The sequence below is a fragment of the Priestia flexa NBRC 15715 genome (assembly GCF_001591565.1).
Taxonomy (GTDB): domain Bacteria; phylum Bacillota; class Bacilli; order Bacillales; family Bacillaceae_H; genus Priestia; species Priestia flexa.
The window spans coordinates 1-16,284 of the sequence record NZ_BCVD01000093.1 but is presented as its reverse complement, the minus strand read 5'-3'; the positions used below and the strand labels follow the sequence as shown (position 1 = coordinate 16,284).

Annotated in this window: 12 protein-coding genes; 8 read left to right on the top strand and 4 right to left on the bottom strand. The window is 38.6% G+C overall.

What is annotated here, in order from left to right; translation table 11 throughout:
* Together BFL01S_RS14510 and BFL01S_RS14505 are read right to left on the bottom strand one after the other, a co-directional pair.
* On the bottom strand, positions 1-1,248 hold a 1,248-nt coding region (locus BFL01S_RS14510; protein ID WP_061786121.1), incomplete at its 3' end, for a hypothetical protein.
* A gap of 86 nt (positions 1,249-1,334) precedes the next feature.
* Positions 1,335-1,841 (bottom strand): antibiotic biosynthesis monooxygenase family protein, encoded by a 507-nt coding sequence (locus tag BFL01S_RS14505; protein ID WP_061786120.1) that lies wholly within the window; start codon positions 1,839-1,841, stop codon positions 1,335-1,337.
* A 196-nt stretch (positions 1,842-2,037) separates the two neighbouring features.
* On the opposite strand from BFL01S_RS14505, the gene BFL01S_RS14500 reads away from it, so the two are divergent.
* The 5 genes from BFL01S_RS14500 (at position 2,038) to BFL01S_RS14480 (ending at position 8,656) form a co-directional block, all read left to right on the top strand.
* Positions 2,038-4,173, top strand: coding sequence for a transglycosylase domain-containing protein (locus BFL01S_RS14500; protein ID WP_025907623.1), 2,136 nt, complete (start codon positions 2,038-2,040; stop codon positions 4,171-4,173).
* Between the two features lie 192 nt (positions 4,174-4,365).
* Positions 4,366-5,409, top strand: a complete 1,044-nt coding sequence (hemE, locus tag BFL01S_RS14495) for a uroporphyrinogen decarboxylase (protein ID WP_025907624.1) — start codon at positions 4,366-4,368, stop codon at positions 5,407-5,409.
* Between the two features lie 95 nt (positions 5,410-5,504).
* Positions 5,505-6,452 carry a ferrochelatase gene (gene hemH, locus BFL01S_RS14490; RefSeq protein WP_025907625.1) on the top strand — a complete coding sequence of 316 codons (948 nt, stop codon included), beginning with the start codon at positions 5,505-5,507 and terminating at the stop codon, positions 6,450-6,452.
* A gap of 72 nt (positions 6,453-6,524) precedes the next feature.
* Positions 6,525-7,961 (top strand): protoporphyrinogen oxidase, encoded by a 1,437-nt coding sequence (gene hemY, locus BFL01S_RS14485; RefSeq protein WP_061786119.1) that lies wholly within the window; start codon positions 6,525-6,527, stop codon positions 7,959-7,961.
* 122 nt (positions 7,962-8,083) lie between these two features.
* The gene (locus BFL01S_RS14480; protein ID WP_025907629.1) at positions 8,084-8,656 is read left to right on the top strand and encodes a TetR/AcrR family transcriptional regulator; all 573 of its coding nucleotides are present in this window, start codon (positions 8,084-8,086) and stop codon (positions 8,654-8,656) included.
* A 36-nt stretch (positions 8,657-8,692) separates the two neighbouring features.
* Here BFL01S_RS14480 and BFL01S_RS14475 read toward each other — a convergent pair whose 3' ends face one another.
* On the bottom strand, positions 8,693-10,837 hold the full coding sequence (locus tag BFL01S_RS14475; RefSeq protein ID WP_061786118.1) for a peptidoglycan D,D-transpeptidase FtsI family protein: 2,145 nt from the start codon (positions 10,835-10,837) through the stop codon (positions 8,693-8,695).
* A 242-nt stretch (positions 10,838-11,079) separates the two neighbouring features.
* Positions 11,080-11,235, bottom strand: a complete 156-nt coding sequence (locus tag BFL01S_RS20915; RefSeq protein ID WP_218008538.1) for a hypothetical protein — start codon at positions 11,233-11,235, stop codon at positions 11,080-11,082.
* Between the two features lie 190 nt (positions 11,236-11,425).
* On the opposite strand from BFL01S_RS20915, the gene BFL01S_RS14470 reads away from it, so the two are divergent.
* From BFL01S_RS14470 to BFL01S_RS14460, 3 genes are all read left to right on the top strand, one after another.
* Positions 11,426-12,715 (top strand): ABC transporter substrate-binding protein, encoded by a 1,290-nt coding sequence (locus tag BFL01S_RS14470; RefSeq protein WP_061786117.1) that lies wholly within the window; start codon positions 11,426-11,428, stop codon positions 12,713-12,715.
* Between the two features lie 157 nt (positions 12,716-12,872).
* Positions 12,873-14,696 (top strand): sensor histidine kinase, encoded by a 1,824-nt coding sequence (locus BFL01S_RS14465; RefSeq protein ID WP_025907635.1) that lies wholly within the window; start codon positions 12,873-12,875, stop codon positions 14,694-14,696.
* Complete coding sequence (locus tag BFL01S_RS14460; protein WP_061786116.1) at positions 14,677-16,263, top strand: response regulator; 1,587 nt, start codon at positions 14,677-14,679, stop codon at positions 16,261-16,263. Before BFL01S_RS14465 ends, BFL01S_RS14460 begins: the two co-directional genes overlap by 20 nt.
* Positions 16,264-16,284: the final 21 nt, after the last annotated feature.

Genomic DNA, 16,284 nt, shown 5'->3' with positions numbered 1-16,284 from the left:
AACCCAGATGCCCGCAACTTGCCCTAAAGCAGTCAGCGTAGCAGTACCGCTGCCAATTGCAGTAGCAAATAGTTGAGAAATGGATCCTACAAGCGAAATTCCTGAAAAGCCGGAGCCATCTAAGCCGGTAATCGCACCGATGGTCATGACGGTCACAGCAGCAATCTGTTCATTTAAAGGAACAACGGAAGAAATGGCTACGCCAAGGTCATTTACAATTCCGTGAGAACCCTTTGGTAAAAAGTCTCCGATAATACTCGTGAATCCCGCGTCACCTAAGTAGAAGAAGGCAGCAATAGGAATGACCGGGCCAAATACTTTAAATCCAAACTGAAATCCTTCAATTAGGTAAGACGTTGTTTTTTCTAACCCTTTGTTTTGGTGTCCGATGATGGAGATAATCATTAAGATAAAAAGCGAAGTGCCTCCAATTAAAGCCGTTGCATCCCCGCCTTGCAAGTTAAACGTAAACATTGCCCACACATTTAAGGCAAATAGTATTGGAATTAAAAGTGCAAGGATTCTTTTCAAAACAAGAGGCATCTGCACCTTTTCGGTATTTTCAGCTGCTTCAATAAGAGGAGAAGCTTGAACTGGAAGTGTACCGTTCTTTAAATCTCTCTTTAAAAAGATAAAAGCCGTAACGGTTGTGACAACGCCCATTGTAATCACTAATGGAACGCTTGCTTGAATAACATCTGAAACGGGTAATCCTGCTGCATCCGCAGTGAGCTTTGGTGCTGCTTGAATGACAAAATCCCCAGAAAGAGCAATCCCGTGACCAAATAGATTCATGGCCATTGCGACACCAAGCGCTGGTAACCCGGCTCTTAATGCAACAGGTAATAAGACGGCGCCTAACAGTGCAATGGCTGGAGAAGGCCAGAAAAAGAAGGAAATGATCATCATGACAAGTCCAATGACCCAATAAGCGAGAGTAGGTGTCTTAATGAAGCGAGCAAAAGGAGAAATCATCATGTCATTGACGCCCGTTGTAATAAGCGCTTTACTCATGGAAACGATAATTGAAATGATTAAAATAGTAGGCAGCAACTCTGTAATAGCATAGATAAAACTGGAAAACACGCCGCTAATCGATCCTGTTAGAGAAGAAGTAGCAGTGAATGAAAGAAGAAAGATACCGATAATACAAATGATCGTAGTATCCCGTCTAATAATCATGAATCCTAAGATAAGTAAAATAAAAGAGATGTATATCCAATGAAGAGAAACGAGGTCCATTCCCATAAAAAATCCCCCTATAGTTCAGTGTATAGTATCATATGAATGGGTGTTTTCATATGACACTGACCTAGTAGAGAGATTGGGGTATTTTAGTGCATAACATGATAGCTTGTGACGTAAGAAGGTCTTAGAAAAATAGCTGGCTGTTTATCTACTCCTTCTGATGTTCCGCGCTTTTTATGAGCTTGGTTATAGGCTTGAGACGCTTGCCAATCCGTAAAGGCTTTTTCTTCTTCCCAGGCAGTTAAAATAATATAGGTATCGTTGCTTAATGGACGCAAAACGCGAATCGCAGCAAAGCCGGGCTCTTTTTCAATTAAGCGGGCACGTTGATTAAATCTACTTTCAAATAAAGGACGTCCTTCATCTGTAACCGCAATGTTGTTCATCACCACATATTTTCCATCTGCAATCGAGCCTACGTAATCTAGCACTTCATAATTGTGACCTTCTTTAAATATTGTTTCACCAGTTGTTTCATGTAAAAGGCAGCCTTGGTCGCCTTCTTTATGAAGTAAATACAATTTTTCTTCGGGGTGTTGTTCTTTTAAGTGCTGTAAAAATTCAACAGTTCCATATGTAATAAAGAAATTCATTTTTGAACACTCCTTCTTAATTGGAAAATGCATACATTTTAAAGAGATTAATCATACTAAAATTATAAAATGTTAAACAAAAAAATACAAAAATAGATGCTCGTCCTTTAAGATGATATTGACAGGCTCATGCTTTCTTCATATGACCGCCGTACTACATACGCTATTATGCAATGAAAAGAAGAGAGGTGGTAGCATGTACAAACGAGCACTTTATATATTCTCTATCGTAGCGGGTATTTTATTATTTGCTCTGATTGGGTATATTATGATTTTGTTTTTTGGGAGCTATGTAATTGATGAGAAAAAATTCGTCATGAATTCGGCTACAAAGTTGGTTGACCAAAACGGTGATGAGATTACGAAGCTATATGTAGAAAATCGCGATCCGGTTTCAATAGAAGAGGTGCCAAAACATGTGCAAAACGCATTTGTTGCAGTTGAAGATGTCCGTTTTTATGAGCACCACGGCATCGATGTAAAAGCAATTGGGCGAGCGCTATATAAAGATATTTTAGCAGGTAGTAAAGTAGAAGGTGGAAGCACACTGACGCAGCAGCTAGCTAAAAATATTTTTTTGACAAATGATAAGTCATGGCTTCGTAAAACAAAAGAAGTAATGGTAGCTATTAACTTAGAGCAGCGCTATAGTAAACAAAAAATTTTAGAAATGTATTTAAACCAAATTTATTTTGGACACGGTGCTTACGGGATTCAAGCTGCATCTCAACTGTACTTTAACAAAGATGTATCAGAGCTTACCGTAGAAGAAGGAGCTCTTCTAGCTGCACTCCCCAAAGGTCCAAATTCGTATTCTCCTATTCTTCATCCAGAAAAGAGTATTGAACGGCGAAATGTGGTTTTAAACTCGATGCAAAAAGCGGATTTTTTAAGTGCAGAAGAGGTGGTACGACTGCAAGGACGTACGCTTAGTTTAGACGTACAGCAAAAAACGAAAAATCCTGCTTATTTAACCTATATTGATATGGTGATTGAAGAAGCAGCGGAAAAACATCATATTTCAAGCGATGATTTATTAAGAGGCGGATATACGGTAACTGTTCCGATGAACAGGGACTATCAGGAAACAGCTTATGAATTGTTTCAACAAGCTGCTTATTTTCCAGGAGTGGATGAACAAGCCCAAGGTGCTTTTGTATTAATGAATCATCGTACGGGCGGCGTTTTATCCGTAATGGGTGGACGAGACTACGTTCAAAAAGGATTAAATCGTGTAAAAGTAAAGCGTCAACCAGGTTCAACGATGAAGCCTTTAGCGGTTTATGGACCTGCTTTGCAGGAAAGCCTTTATAAACCGTATTCTCTCTTAAGTGATAAGAAGCAAAACTTTGGGCAATATAAGCCCCAAAATATTAACGGGCAGTATGCAGGAAAAGTTACAATGTATGACGCAATTAAAGACTCCAAGAATATTCCAGCGGTTTGGACCTTAAACAAGCTAGGAATTTCGACTGCAAAAGCCTATTTAACAAAGCTGGACATAGAAACGGAAGACAAGGGTCTATCAATTGCATTAGGAGGATTAACAGAAGGAGTTACGCCTCTTCAGCTAGCATCTGCCTATAGTACGTTTGCTCAAGACGGTGAAAAGAAAGAACCGTACTTTATTTCAGAAATTAAAGACCAAAACGGTGACGTGATTGCTAAGGCAGAGCAGGGTACTACAAACGTATTTTCAAACCAAAACGCATGGTATATGACGAAAATGCTAGAAGCTGTTGTCAAAGATGGAACAGCATCGGTAGGTAAGTACGAAGGAGCGCTGGCTGGGAAGACGGGATCCACTTCTTATGCTGGGGTGAAAGGAGCAACGCGTGATGCTTGGTTTGTTGGCTATACGCCAAGTGTAGTGGGAGCCGTTTGGATGGGATATGATCGTACGGATAACCAGCATTACCTTACAAAAGGTAGCTCTTATCCAAGTCAATTGTTCAAAGATATTTTGACAGAGGCAAAGCAAGAAACAGGTAAAGTATTTAAAAAACCAAAAGGCGTCAAAGATTTACCTGACCCAATTAGGCTGCCAATTATTAACTCGCTCCAGCAAGAGTTAACATTTCAACCATTTGGACTGCTGACGGTTAATCTAACGTGGGAACCTTCAGAAGATAAGCGCGTTGTCTACTATGTTTATGAAAAGCAAGGTAGTGAACGAAACGTAATTGGAAAAGTGAAAGGTAAAGGCTCATATGAAGTAGAACGCATAAATCTATTTAAATCACCAACGTACTACATCGTTCCCTATAATTCGCAAACGAAAGAAGAAGGAATGCCTTCTAATGAGGTAACACCAACATTATTTAGCGATTAAATTGTTATAGTTAGTCGATTTTTTGACATTTTGAGCAGGTGTCTATACAACGGATACAGAAATGAGTATAGTGACAAGTAGAGAAAAGAGATAAACCGCAGTTTTTATCAAACTGCGGTTAGTATTGAGGACAAGTTAGATTAGGAAAAACAAATAGTACTTGAGACGAACAGATAGAGAAAGGTGGAAGCCATGAGTCAACAACTGATGAATGATACATTTTTAAAAGCATGCCGAGGAGAAAAGACGGATCATGTACCAGTTTGGTATATGCGTCAAGCAGGCCGTTCTCAGCCGGAATACCGTGCTTTAAAAGAAAAGTATTCATTGTTTGAAATTACGCATCAGCCTGAATTAGGAGCTTATGTGACGCGCTTACCAGTTGAGCAGTACGGAGTCGATGCAGCTATTTTATATAAAGATATTATGACACCGCTTCCTGCAATTGGAGTGGATGTTGAGATTAAAACAGGTATTGGTCCTGTGATTTCAAACCCAATTCGTTCAATGCAAGATGTTGAAAACTTAGGGTATATTACGCCTGAAGAAGATGTAGCCTATGTATTAGATACAATCAAGCTTTTAACAACGGAGCAGCTGAACGTTCCTTTAATTGGATTTGCTGGTGCACCTTTTACAGTAGCTAGCTATATGATTGAAGGCGGACCTTCTAAAAACTACAATAAGACAAAAGCATTTATGTATACGGAGCCAAAAGCTTGGTTTGCATTAATGGATAAGTTAGCGGATATGACAATTACATATGTAAAAGCACAAATAGATGCTGGAGCAAGAGCTATTCAAATCTTTGATTCATGGGTTGGCGCGTTAAATGTAGCAGACTATCGCTACTTTATTAAACCAGTAATGAATCGCATTTTTACAGAGCTAAAAGAAAAGAATGTGCCGCTTATCATGTTTGGCGTAGGAGCAAGTCACTTAGCAAAAGAATGGCACGACCTTCCGCTAGATGTAGTAGGTCTCGATTGGCGTATGCAAGTTCAGGAAGCACGAGAGCTTGGCCTAACTAAAACGCTACAAGGTAATTTAGATCCAGCAATTTTACTAGCTCCTTGGGAAGTTATTGAAGAACGTGCAAAAACTATCCTTGATCAAGGAATGCAGCAAGACGGCTATATCTTTAACTTAGGACACGGTGTATTTCCACAGGTTAATCCTGAGACGTTAAAAAGGCTTACTGCTTTTATTCATGAATATTCAATAAATAGACAATAAATTGTCAAAAAAAACGGAGCCTTATTTTTTGTCTTTTTATTTTTGTTCGTGAGAAAATGTAGAAACAGACGAATTCTAACAAAGAGGTGTAAATCATGAGTAAAAAAGTCATGGGGTTACTCGTAATGGCTTACGGTACCCCATATAAAGAAGAAGATATTGAAAGATATTACACGCATATTAGAAGAGGAAGAAAGCCATCTGCTGAAGCGCTTGAAGACTTAAAACAGCGCTATGAAGCAATAGGTGGTATTTCACCTTTAGCGAAAATCACCGAAGAGCAAATGCGATGTCTTGAGCAGCATTTAAATGAAATTCAAGATGAAATTGAGTTTAAGGCTTACCTTGGTCTTAAGCACATTGAACCATTTGTTGAAGAAGCAGTAGAACAAATGCATAAAGATGGGATTAAAGAAGCGGTTAGCATTGTGCTTGCTCCACATTTCTCAACGTTCAGTGTGAAATCTTACAATGGTCGTGCAAAAGAAACGGCTGAAAAGCTAGGTGGCCTGGTTATTCATTCAATTGAAAGCTGGTATAAAGAGCCTAAGTTCATTAATTATTGGGTCGAGAAAGTTAAACAAACGTTTGATTTAATGTCAGACGATGAAAAACAAAAAGCTGTACTTATCGTGTCAGCTCACAGTCTTCCAGAGAAAATCATTGCAGCTGGAGACCCTTACCCGAAGCAACTACAGGAAACGGCAGACCTTATTGCTGAAGGTGCGGGAGTTAGCAATTACGAAGTTGGCTGGCAAAGTGAAGGAAATACGCCAGATCCGTGGATTGGTCCAGACGTACAGGACTTAACACGTGATTTGTATGAGCATAAAGGATACCGTTCTTTCGTATATACACCTGTAGGATTTATTGCGGATCATCTTGAAGTGTTGTACGATAATGATTATGAATGCAAGGTTGTGACGGATGAATTAGGTGCAAACTACTATCGTCCGGAAATGCCAAATGCTAAGCCAGAATTTATTGATGCATTAGCAACAGTGGTGTTAAAGAAATTAAATAACGAATCTGAAAATCAATAAAAATAGAAGAAGCGAGCTATGACCCTAGCCGCTTCTCTTTCTATTGAATTTTAATGAAAAGGCGATGATTACATGACGGAAGCAAACAAAAAGATTGTTATCATCGGTGGTGGAATAACAGGTCTTTCAGCTGCCTATTACTTACAAAAAGTAATTAAAGAGAAAGGCTTGCCGTATGAATTTCAATTAATTGAAGCAACCCATCGATTAGGAGGGAAAATTCAAACCGTAACCCGTGATGGTTTTACAATTGAAAGAGGTCCCGATTCCTTTTTAGCACGTAAATTACCGGGCTCTAAGCTGGTAAAAGAAGTAGGATTAGGGGATGATCTTGTTCATAACTCAACCGGCCAGTCTTACGTATTGGTGAAAGAAAACCTTCATCCAATGCCAGAAGGTGCCGTGATGGGCGTGCCAACAAAGATTTCTCCTTTTGTGACAACGGGTCTATTTTCTCCGATTGGTAAACTGCGCGCCGCTGCCGATTTTGTTATTCCCAAAACAAAGCAAGAAGGTGACCAATCACTGGGCATGTTTTTTAGAAGACGCTTAGGCGATGAGGTTGTTGAAAACTTAATTGAGCCTTTGCTTTCCGGCATCTATGCAGGAGACATTGACCGTTTAAGCTTAAAATCAACGTTTCCACAGTTTTTACATGCAGAGCAGCGACATCGAAGTTTAATTGTCGGTATGAAGAAGTTTAAAGAACTTCAGCCTAAGCAAGCGGAGGATGCTAATGCAAAAAAGCAAGGTGCTTTTTTAACGTTGAAAAAGGGCCTGCAGTCGCTTGTTGATGCAATTGAAGAGCAGCTTAATCCGTTGGCGGTCGTCAAAGGAGTTAAAGTTGAAAAAGTAAACCGTATGGGTGAACGATATGATTTAACATTGAGCAATGGAAAAGAGATTACTGCCGATGCAGTCATTATCACTTCTCCTCATTTCGCTGCTCAATCGATGTTGTCGCACTATCCAATATTTGAACCACTTCGTGAGATGCCGTCTACTTCTGTTGCTACAGTAGCGATGGCTTTTCCGAAAGAAGCAGTGAAAGAAGATATTAACGGTACCGGATTTGTTGTATCTCGCAACAGCGATTATACAATTACGGCTTGTACGTGGACTCATAAAAAGTGGCCTCATTCCACTCCAGACGGTAAAGTACTACTACGCTGCTATGTGGGAAGAGCAGGAGATGAGGCAATTGTCGATCAGTCCGACGAAGAAATTGTTCAAGTGGTATTAGAGGATTTAAATCGCATTATGCAGATTACGGAAAAACCAGAATTCTATGTGGTGACGCGATGGAAAAAAGCAATGCCTCAATACACGGTTGGACATCAAGAGCGTTTAGAAGAAATCAATCAAGCCATTGAAGAACAGCTGAAAGGTTTATATCTAGCGGGAAGCTCTTATGAAGGACTTGGGTTACCAGACTGCATCGAACAAGGTGAGAATGCAGCGAAGCAAGTCTTGAAATATTTTCAAGCAGAAAAAGCGGAGCAGAAGTAAACCTGCTTCGCTTTTTCTGTAAAAATTCTCATGGAGTTGCGTCGGCTGACAGGTTTATGCTATAGTTACAACGTACGAATTGACCGTAATGTTCATTTGGTCAAAAAAGAGGGGTGTATCAATTGGCAATTGATCGAAAGCAATCGGTGCTAGACGCAGCGTCAAAATCGTTTTCACTGTTTGGCTATAAGGCAACGACAATGGACCAAGTCGCTAAAATGGCGAATGTTGGAAAAGGAACTATCTATACGTTTTTTAAAAACAAAGAAGAGCTTTTTGATGAAATTGTGTCTAGAATGATTCGAGATATGCTGCAACAAGCAGAGTCAGCAATCTCTTCTGAGCGCACGTTTTTTGAAAATGCTCAAGCTGCTATTTATCGCATGCTCCAATTTCGAACAGAGCATCAGCTTATGCTCAAGCTCGTTCAGGAACAGGAAATGGGTACGTCAGCTGTAAAAGACGTGTTGGTACAGGTTGAAAACGAAATTTTGACGTATATAAAAAATAGAATTGAAGCAGCCATTGCAAAAGGTGAAATTCAAAACTGTGACCCAGAAGTGACGGCGTTTTTACTCGTGAAAATGTACATTGCGTTAGTTTATGATTGGGAAAAACAGCATAAGCCGCTATCTGAGCAGCAAATTGGTGAACTAATTGAACTGTACTTTTTGAGAGGGTTATTTACTAAATAAACAAAAGCCGGACTTCATTGAAGTCCGGCTTTTTCGTTAATCATTTGTTTGGTTATGTTCTTCTTGTTGCTTTTCTTTCTCACCTAGCTCTTGTTCACCTTTCTTCTTTAAGTCGAAGTAAGCGCGTAGAGCCGCTTGACCTAACTGTCTATTTAACGCATGTCCAGGGCCTTTTACGTAAGAAGATGGTACAACAACCGCCATTGCAACCTCTGGATTATCGTAAGGTGCGTAGGCAATTAAGTTAGAGTTACGAACGGCTACCCCTTGGTTGTAAGTCTCAGCTGTTCCTGTTTTGCCGGCAGGCTTATAGGGCTCTGAACTAAACTCATTTTTTGCAGTTCCGCTTGTCATTACACGGCGGAATCCAGCTTTCACAGCATTGATTTCCTCTTGGCTCATTGTAATGCGGTTTAATACTTCCGGTTCAACGGATTTTTGTACACTGCCTTTCAGCTCCGTATCAAGCTCAGGCTCGCGAATTTCTTTCACAAGCTGAGGCTTTAAACGATACCCGTTGTTAGCGATAGTAGACGTATACTGAACGAGCTGTAGAGGCGTATACGTGTCATACTGACCGATTGCCAAATCGAGCGCTTTACCAGGTAAAGAATAGTCACTTCCAATCATCCCTGTAGTTTCGTTGTCTAGCTCAATACCTGTTGAGACGCCTAGACCAAACTGGCTGTAGTATGAACGAAGCTGATCCCACGTTTTTCGAGGAATATTAAGACCACCATGCGGTACATAGTTTTCTCCAGCCATGCTTAAAACGGTTTTATACATGTATACGTTAGAAGACTGTTCTAACGCGCGACCGATGCCAGCAGATCCAATTGGGTGAGAAGACTGTTTCTTGCCACCGCCTTTAAAGTACATCGGTGAGTCATAAAATACAGTGCCTAAGTTAATAGCTCCTGAATCCAACCCTGCTAAAATGGTTGCACCTTTAACGGTTGACCCCATTTCATAAGCAGTTGTAATATTGCCAAGCGCAAAATCTTTTACTTCTCGTTTTCCGCTGCTTTCATTATAAACAAGCTGTTTCCCGCCCATAGCTAAGATTTCACCAGTGTGTGGATCCATCATAATGATGAAAGCACGGTCTAACAGACTTGTTCCAGGTTTTGCTGCTTTTGCTTTTAGCAATCCGTTAGTCAGAATTTCTTCAATTTGTTTTTGAAGCTCCATATCAATGGTTAAGACTAAGTCGCTACCACGTTGACCTTCCGATACAATTTTTTCTTCTAAAATGTTTCCAGAGCGGTCAGTTACGTGCTGAATGCGGGCTTTTTGTCCACGCAGTACGTTTTCATACTGCTTTTCTAAGTAACTTTTTCCGACGCGATCATTTCGGCTATAGCCGTGTGATAAGTAGTATTGTAAATTCTCACGCGGCAGTCCTTCATCAGCGGACGTAATGTTACCGAGTAGCGTACTTAAGAGACTGTCATATGTATACATACGGTCCCAATAGGTTGTCACATCAACGCCAGGTAAAGTAGAGAGCTGTTCGCTAATAACGGCCATTTCTTGGTCGTTTAATCCACTTTTTATAATTTGAGGCGTTAACTCATAGCCAGTTTCCATTTTACTTTTAATCGCGATGACTTCTAAATCATCTTTTAAGGTATTGAGTTCTTTCTTAGTGATGCGCTTTAGCTGTAGAGGATAAAGGTCTTCTTCTTTCAATTTTCCTTGTTCTACTTTCTTCAAGTCGCTATCCGTAATCTTTTTCTTTGCTTCTTCTGGATTTGTTGCAATCCAATAGTCTTTCAAGTCACGCTCAGTGAGCTTAACGATATTTTTATCATCGCTTTTTTGGTCCTCATCGCCAAATACATTTGTTGTGACAGGAAGATCAATTATTTTAGCTAATGATTTCGCAATCTTTAGCTTTTCTTCTTGTTTTACGCCTTTTAAGCGGGTGTAAGTAACCGCGTTTAAAGGTTTATTGTCCACGATAACACGATCGTATCGATCGAGCATTTTTCCTCTTGGTACAGGCGTATTAACCGTGACGTCCTCGGTTTTTTCGACTTCGCGTTTATAGCTTTCACCATGAACGATTTGGACGATTCCAAGGCGCAAAATGAGAACAGAAAATAGGATAAATACAATAAAGAATAATATATTGACGCGTAAAGAGACATGATTTCTTTTTCTTTTCTTTTGTTTCATATAAACACCTTCACTTATTGAAAATAGAGCTATCAATCTACTATCTTACATCTTAACATAATTATGTCTAAATTTGTTATTAGGTGGAATAGTTCTAAGAAATTAATCGCATCCAATTTTTCGCATTATCACAATCTGGGAAAAAAGGTTTGGGTTATTAGTCGTTTGAAATAGAGTTGGAGAGTGAAGAGCGCACGCAATCAGTAGTGATTTTCACTTAGGATTGTTCGATTTCCACGGGGCTAGTGTTGAACTTCCTCGTCACTGCGTTCCTGCGGGATTTCAATCTGTCTCGCTAATCCCGTAGGAGTCTCACATCCTTCGTTCCAATCACAGGCTTCTTGAGTAGGAAGAAACCCTTTTACTTGTTGGGTTTGGAATAGAGAAGGAACGCGCAACGAGTCTTGATTTTTCTTCAAATTGCTTGTTTTCCATTGATAGAAGAGTTAGAGAATATGGCCAACAGTTCTTGTGACTTGAACAGGTCATCAATATTTTCCACTCTTTTGTTCAATATTGTCTCCTATTCAAATTACCTATAATCGTTACAATGGAATTAGGGTCCTGACAATCAAGGGGGTATATAAAATGAAAATGAAAAGGCTTACATTGTTATCTGGGGTATTAGCTTCATCATTGTTATTTGCAACTGCATGCTCGAATTCTGGTTCAGAGTCAACAACAAAATCAAGCGGTGGTTCAGGGGACGAAGTCGTAATTGATATGTTCCAGTTTAAAGTGGAAATTGCTGAACAGTTAAAAGAAGTAACGGATGCATATACAAAAGAAAACCCAAACGTTACGTTTAATATTCAGACAGTTGGCGGAGGCGCAGATTATAGTGCAGCTTTAAAAGCGCAGTTTGCTTCTGGTAACGAGCCAGACTTGTTTAATAACGGCGGGTTCCAAGAAGCACAAACATGGCTAGAAAAGCTAGAAGACCTTTCTGATCAACCTTGGGTTGATGATTTGTATGACGTTGCAAAAGAACCAATGACAGTTGATGGAAAGATTTATGGTCAGCCTTTAAACCTTGAAGGATATGGTTTTATTTACAATAAAGATTTATTCAAAAAAGCTGGTATAAAAGAGTTGCCAACTACATTACCAGAGTTAGAAGCAGCGTCTAAGCAGCTAAAAGCAAAAGGAATTACGCCATTTTCAAATGGATACGGTGAGTGGTGGGTATTAGGAAATCACCTGTTTAATATTCCGGTAGCTCAGCAGGATGATCCTGATGCTTTCATTAAAGGGTTAAATGAGGGTACTGCAAAGTTTGAAGGTAACGAAACGTTTAAGCAATTTATGAATTTATTTGACTTAACGCTAAAATATGGAAATGATAATCCGTTAACAACGGATTATAATACGCAAGTAACGCAGTTTGCTGCGGGCGAAACAGCGATGATGCAGCAAGGAAACTGGACTGTAAACATGATTACAAAAATCAATCCAGATATGGAAATGGGCTTTATCCCAATGCCAATTAGCGACGATAAAGAGAAAAATGATAAGTTAGCAGTTGGTGTACCAAATAACTGGGTAGTTAATAAGAACGCTCCAGAAGCTGATAAAGAAGAAGCAAAAAAATTCTTAAACTGGCTGGTAACATCTGAAACAGGCCAAAAATTCTTAGTAGAAGAATTTAAGTTTATCCCAGCATTTAAGAGCATTGATGGAAAAGGAATCGATTCTTTATCAGACGATATCTTAAAATACTCTGATGAAGGCAAAACATTATCATGGAACTGGTTTAAGTATCCAGACGGCGCTGTACAAGAAATTGGAGCAGCAATGCAGTCTTATGCAGGAGATCAAATTTCAGAAGATGAGTTCTTGAAAAAGTTAGATGGAATTTGGGCGAAAATGAAAAAATAAATGTAAAATGGAAGCCTTCTATATGGTATAGGATAGACATATAGAAGGCTTCTTTGTGATGAAGCTGTAAAAAAAAAAGTAGATTGAAAGCGCTTTTATTGTATAATGATAGCAATGCAATATAATTTATCGAATAGTAAGAAGAAGGAGGGGTGTGATGAAGGGGTGGAGCATTCGCAAAAAGCTTATTTTGTTTTTACTCATTGCGACTGTTGTACCGTTTATTATCTCAAACGTGTTCACTTATCAATATACAAAAGAAACTGTGAAAAACCGCTTTATTTCGACGAACTACCAAGTAGTCAAAAGCGGTAGTGAGGATCTGAGCACATACTTGCAGGAAATTTCTGATATTACACCGCGTTTATACGGCTATTATCCATTTATTAAAGTATTACAAGAAGGTGTAAATAATGATTTAGGGGCAAGTCAATTAGAAGTGCGAAGAACGCTATCTTATTTATTTAATACGCGACCAGAAATTAGGCAGCTTCATTTATATATTGAAAATGGACAAGATTCTTATACGGTATACAATTCTAAAATTAGCAGTCGGAAAAAGTATGAAGATATTTATTCACATTCTTATTATGCCAGGTTAAAAGAAAAACAGCAGTTTCTATCAATTGAACCTACTCATAAAGTATACAGCTACAACAATTTATCGACCATTTTAGACTCTGATCCGAAGCAAGTCATTAGCTTTCATCACATGATCAATGAAGTACCTTCTAACAACTTGTTAGGCTTTCTGTCAATAGACATTGACTTGTCTAAAATTAAATCTACTTCGGATAGCTTATACAATAAAGAAGAAGAAGACTTTTATTTAATTAATGATGATGGGATGATCATGTATTCATCAAATCAAAAAGCAATTGGAACAACACAAAAATATAAGTGGATTCACCAATTGAAAAACAAGGAATCTCATAGCGTAGAATGGGAAGATTCAAAGTTTTCTGGAGTACTCGTTTATGACAAACTAGCAGCTCCATTTGATGGATGGCATATCGTAAAGCGAATTCCTTATAGTGTTTTATATGAAGATGCAAGGAGAACCGCTCTAATAAATGTTTTAATTGGATTACCGTTTTTATTAATGATTATTATTGCTACATTGATTGTATCAGTACGATTTACAGAGCCGATTCGAATTTTAATTCAAAATATGAAAGAAGTTGAGAAAGGCTCCTTTGTGGTTCGGTTTAAAACATTAGGAAACGATGAATTTGGTATGTTAGGTCAGCATTTTAAATCCATGGTCGAAACGATTAATGATTTAATTAAGCGAAAGTACCGCTTGGAAATTGAAAATAAATCAACGCAGCTCAAAGTGTTACAGTCCCAAGTGAATCCTCACTTTTTATACAATGCATTTCAATCGATTGGCACGCTTGCATTGAAACATAAAGCGGTCGAAGTCTATAAGCTATTAACGCTTCTTTCAAATATGATGAGGTACAGTATGAATATGAAAGAAGATATTGTAACTCTTACTGAGGAAGTGAATCATGCTGAAGCATTTTTAGCCTTGCAAAAACAACGCTTTGGCTCTAAGTTTTCGTATGAATTTCAGATTGACGAAAGGTTAAAGAGGACATTGGTTCCAAAGATGATTTTACAGCCGCTTGTAGAGAATTCGTTTAAGCACGGATTTGAAACAAGAGTAGGAGATGGAAAGCTAACGATTTCAGCGTCTTTAATAAAAGAAAGCTTTATTCAAATTTGCGTAAGGGACAATGGAAAAGGAATGAATGACAAAGCATTAGCATCCTTACATGAAAGCTTAGCGATGTCTAATCAGCATACAGGAGAGCATATAGGCTTGCAAAATATTGCAGACCGCTTATTGATCTACTATGAAAATGCAGCAAAAATGGAAGTTGAAAGTAAAGAAAATGAATATTTTACAGTAACAATGATTTTACCACTTGAGCTAAACAAAGGAGATGATCATAATGAAAGTCCTGATTGTTGATGATGAAGAACACGTTCGTGAAGGAATTAAGCTCTTAGGCGACTGGGACACGCATCACATTGAAAGCATTATTGAAGCTGAAAACGGTGAGCAAGCGATTGCGCTTATAAGAGAACAAAAACCACAAATCGTTTTTACAGACATGAAGATGCCGAATATGGGTGGGATTGCCCTGTTGGAATGGATGAAAGAACATACTCCTCATACGAAAACCATTGTTGTAACGGGTTATGATGATTACCATTACATGAGGAAAGCCATTCACTTTGGGTCAACCGACTACATTTTAAAGCCTGTCGACCCTTCAATCTTAAATGACACGTTAACTAGAGCAGTTAATGAATGGCATAAAGAAGAGAACGAGCGCAAACAGCATAATAACAGCTATCAGTTAATTAATGAGATGAAGCCTATGTACCGAGACCGTAAGCTGACACAAATTATTAATAACTATGTGCTGCAGGATGCGGTGTATGAAGAGCTTGGCTTTCACTCAAACAGTGAGTATGAAGTAGCTATTATTCGAGTTGACGAAGCGACAATCCAAGCATTTGGTGGAGATCGTGACTTAGCTTATTTTTCAATTTTAAACGTGGCTAATGAGCTTTTAGTTGAAAAGGAGAATGGGGTCGCTTTTCGTTATTTATCGCAAAAGGGCGAAATCGTAATGATTTTCTGGGACCATTTCTCTGAAATCAAGCAGCTTTTGAACAAGCTACACAAAGAGATTTTCTTAGCATTCAACGTATGTTGTCCACTTGCTAAGGGGCGTCATGTTGAATCCGTTTCAGTATTGCTAGAATCCTATCAAACAGCAAAAGATGCTTTGTTAGCGAGCAACGTGCTAGCTGACAGTTGCGTTGAGTTCTATGAGAGTGCGGGTAGTTTAAAGAGAGGTAGTGTATTGTTAAATTTGATGGACTACAATACAAAGATTGTAGAAGGAATGCAAATAGGCAAAATAGATGCATTTACAACGATTTTTGATGAAGTGAAGAATGCTGTGAAGCAGGCCAATTATTTATCTTTAAAGGAGTTGTTGCATATTGAAAAAGAGTATCAGCTTCTTAGTGAACACTGGTTAAAAAAATACGAGATTTCATACAATGCGCAAAGTCACTATGAGAAGGTGCTGGCCGCTTTTTTTGATGTGAAAGGCAGATTTGACTTCGATAGATATATGAATCGAAAGCAAAGAGAGATTGTACGCTTTTTAAATATTGTGAAGCGAGATAAGCAAAAAAACAACCGCGATATTATTTATGAAATTGAGCAGTTTTTACAGATGAATTATGATCGAGACGTTAAGCTTCAGGAAATTGCAGAACGCTTCTATTTAAGCAGAGAGTACATTTCAAGAAAGTTCAAACAAGAATTTCAGGAAAACATTTCTGACTATATTGTAAAAGTTCGAATGAGCAAAGCAAAGTCCTTATTAAAAAATGAGCAGCTGAAAATCTATGAAGTAGCAAATATGATTGGGTATCAAGATGATAAATACTTTCGTAAAGTGTTTAAAAAATTAGAAGGATTAACTCCAAATGAATACCGCCAACTATCCGTTTAAAAAAAGAGGCTGGGACATAAG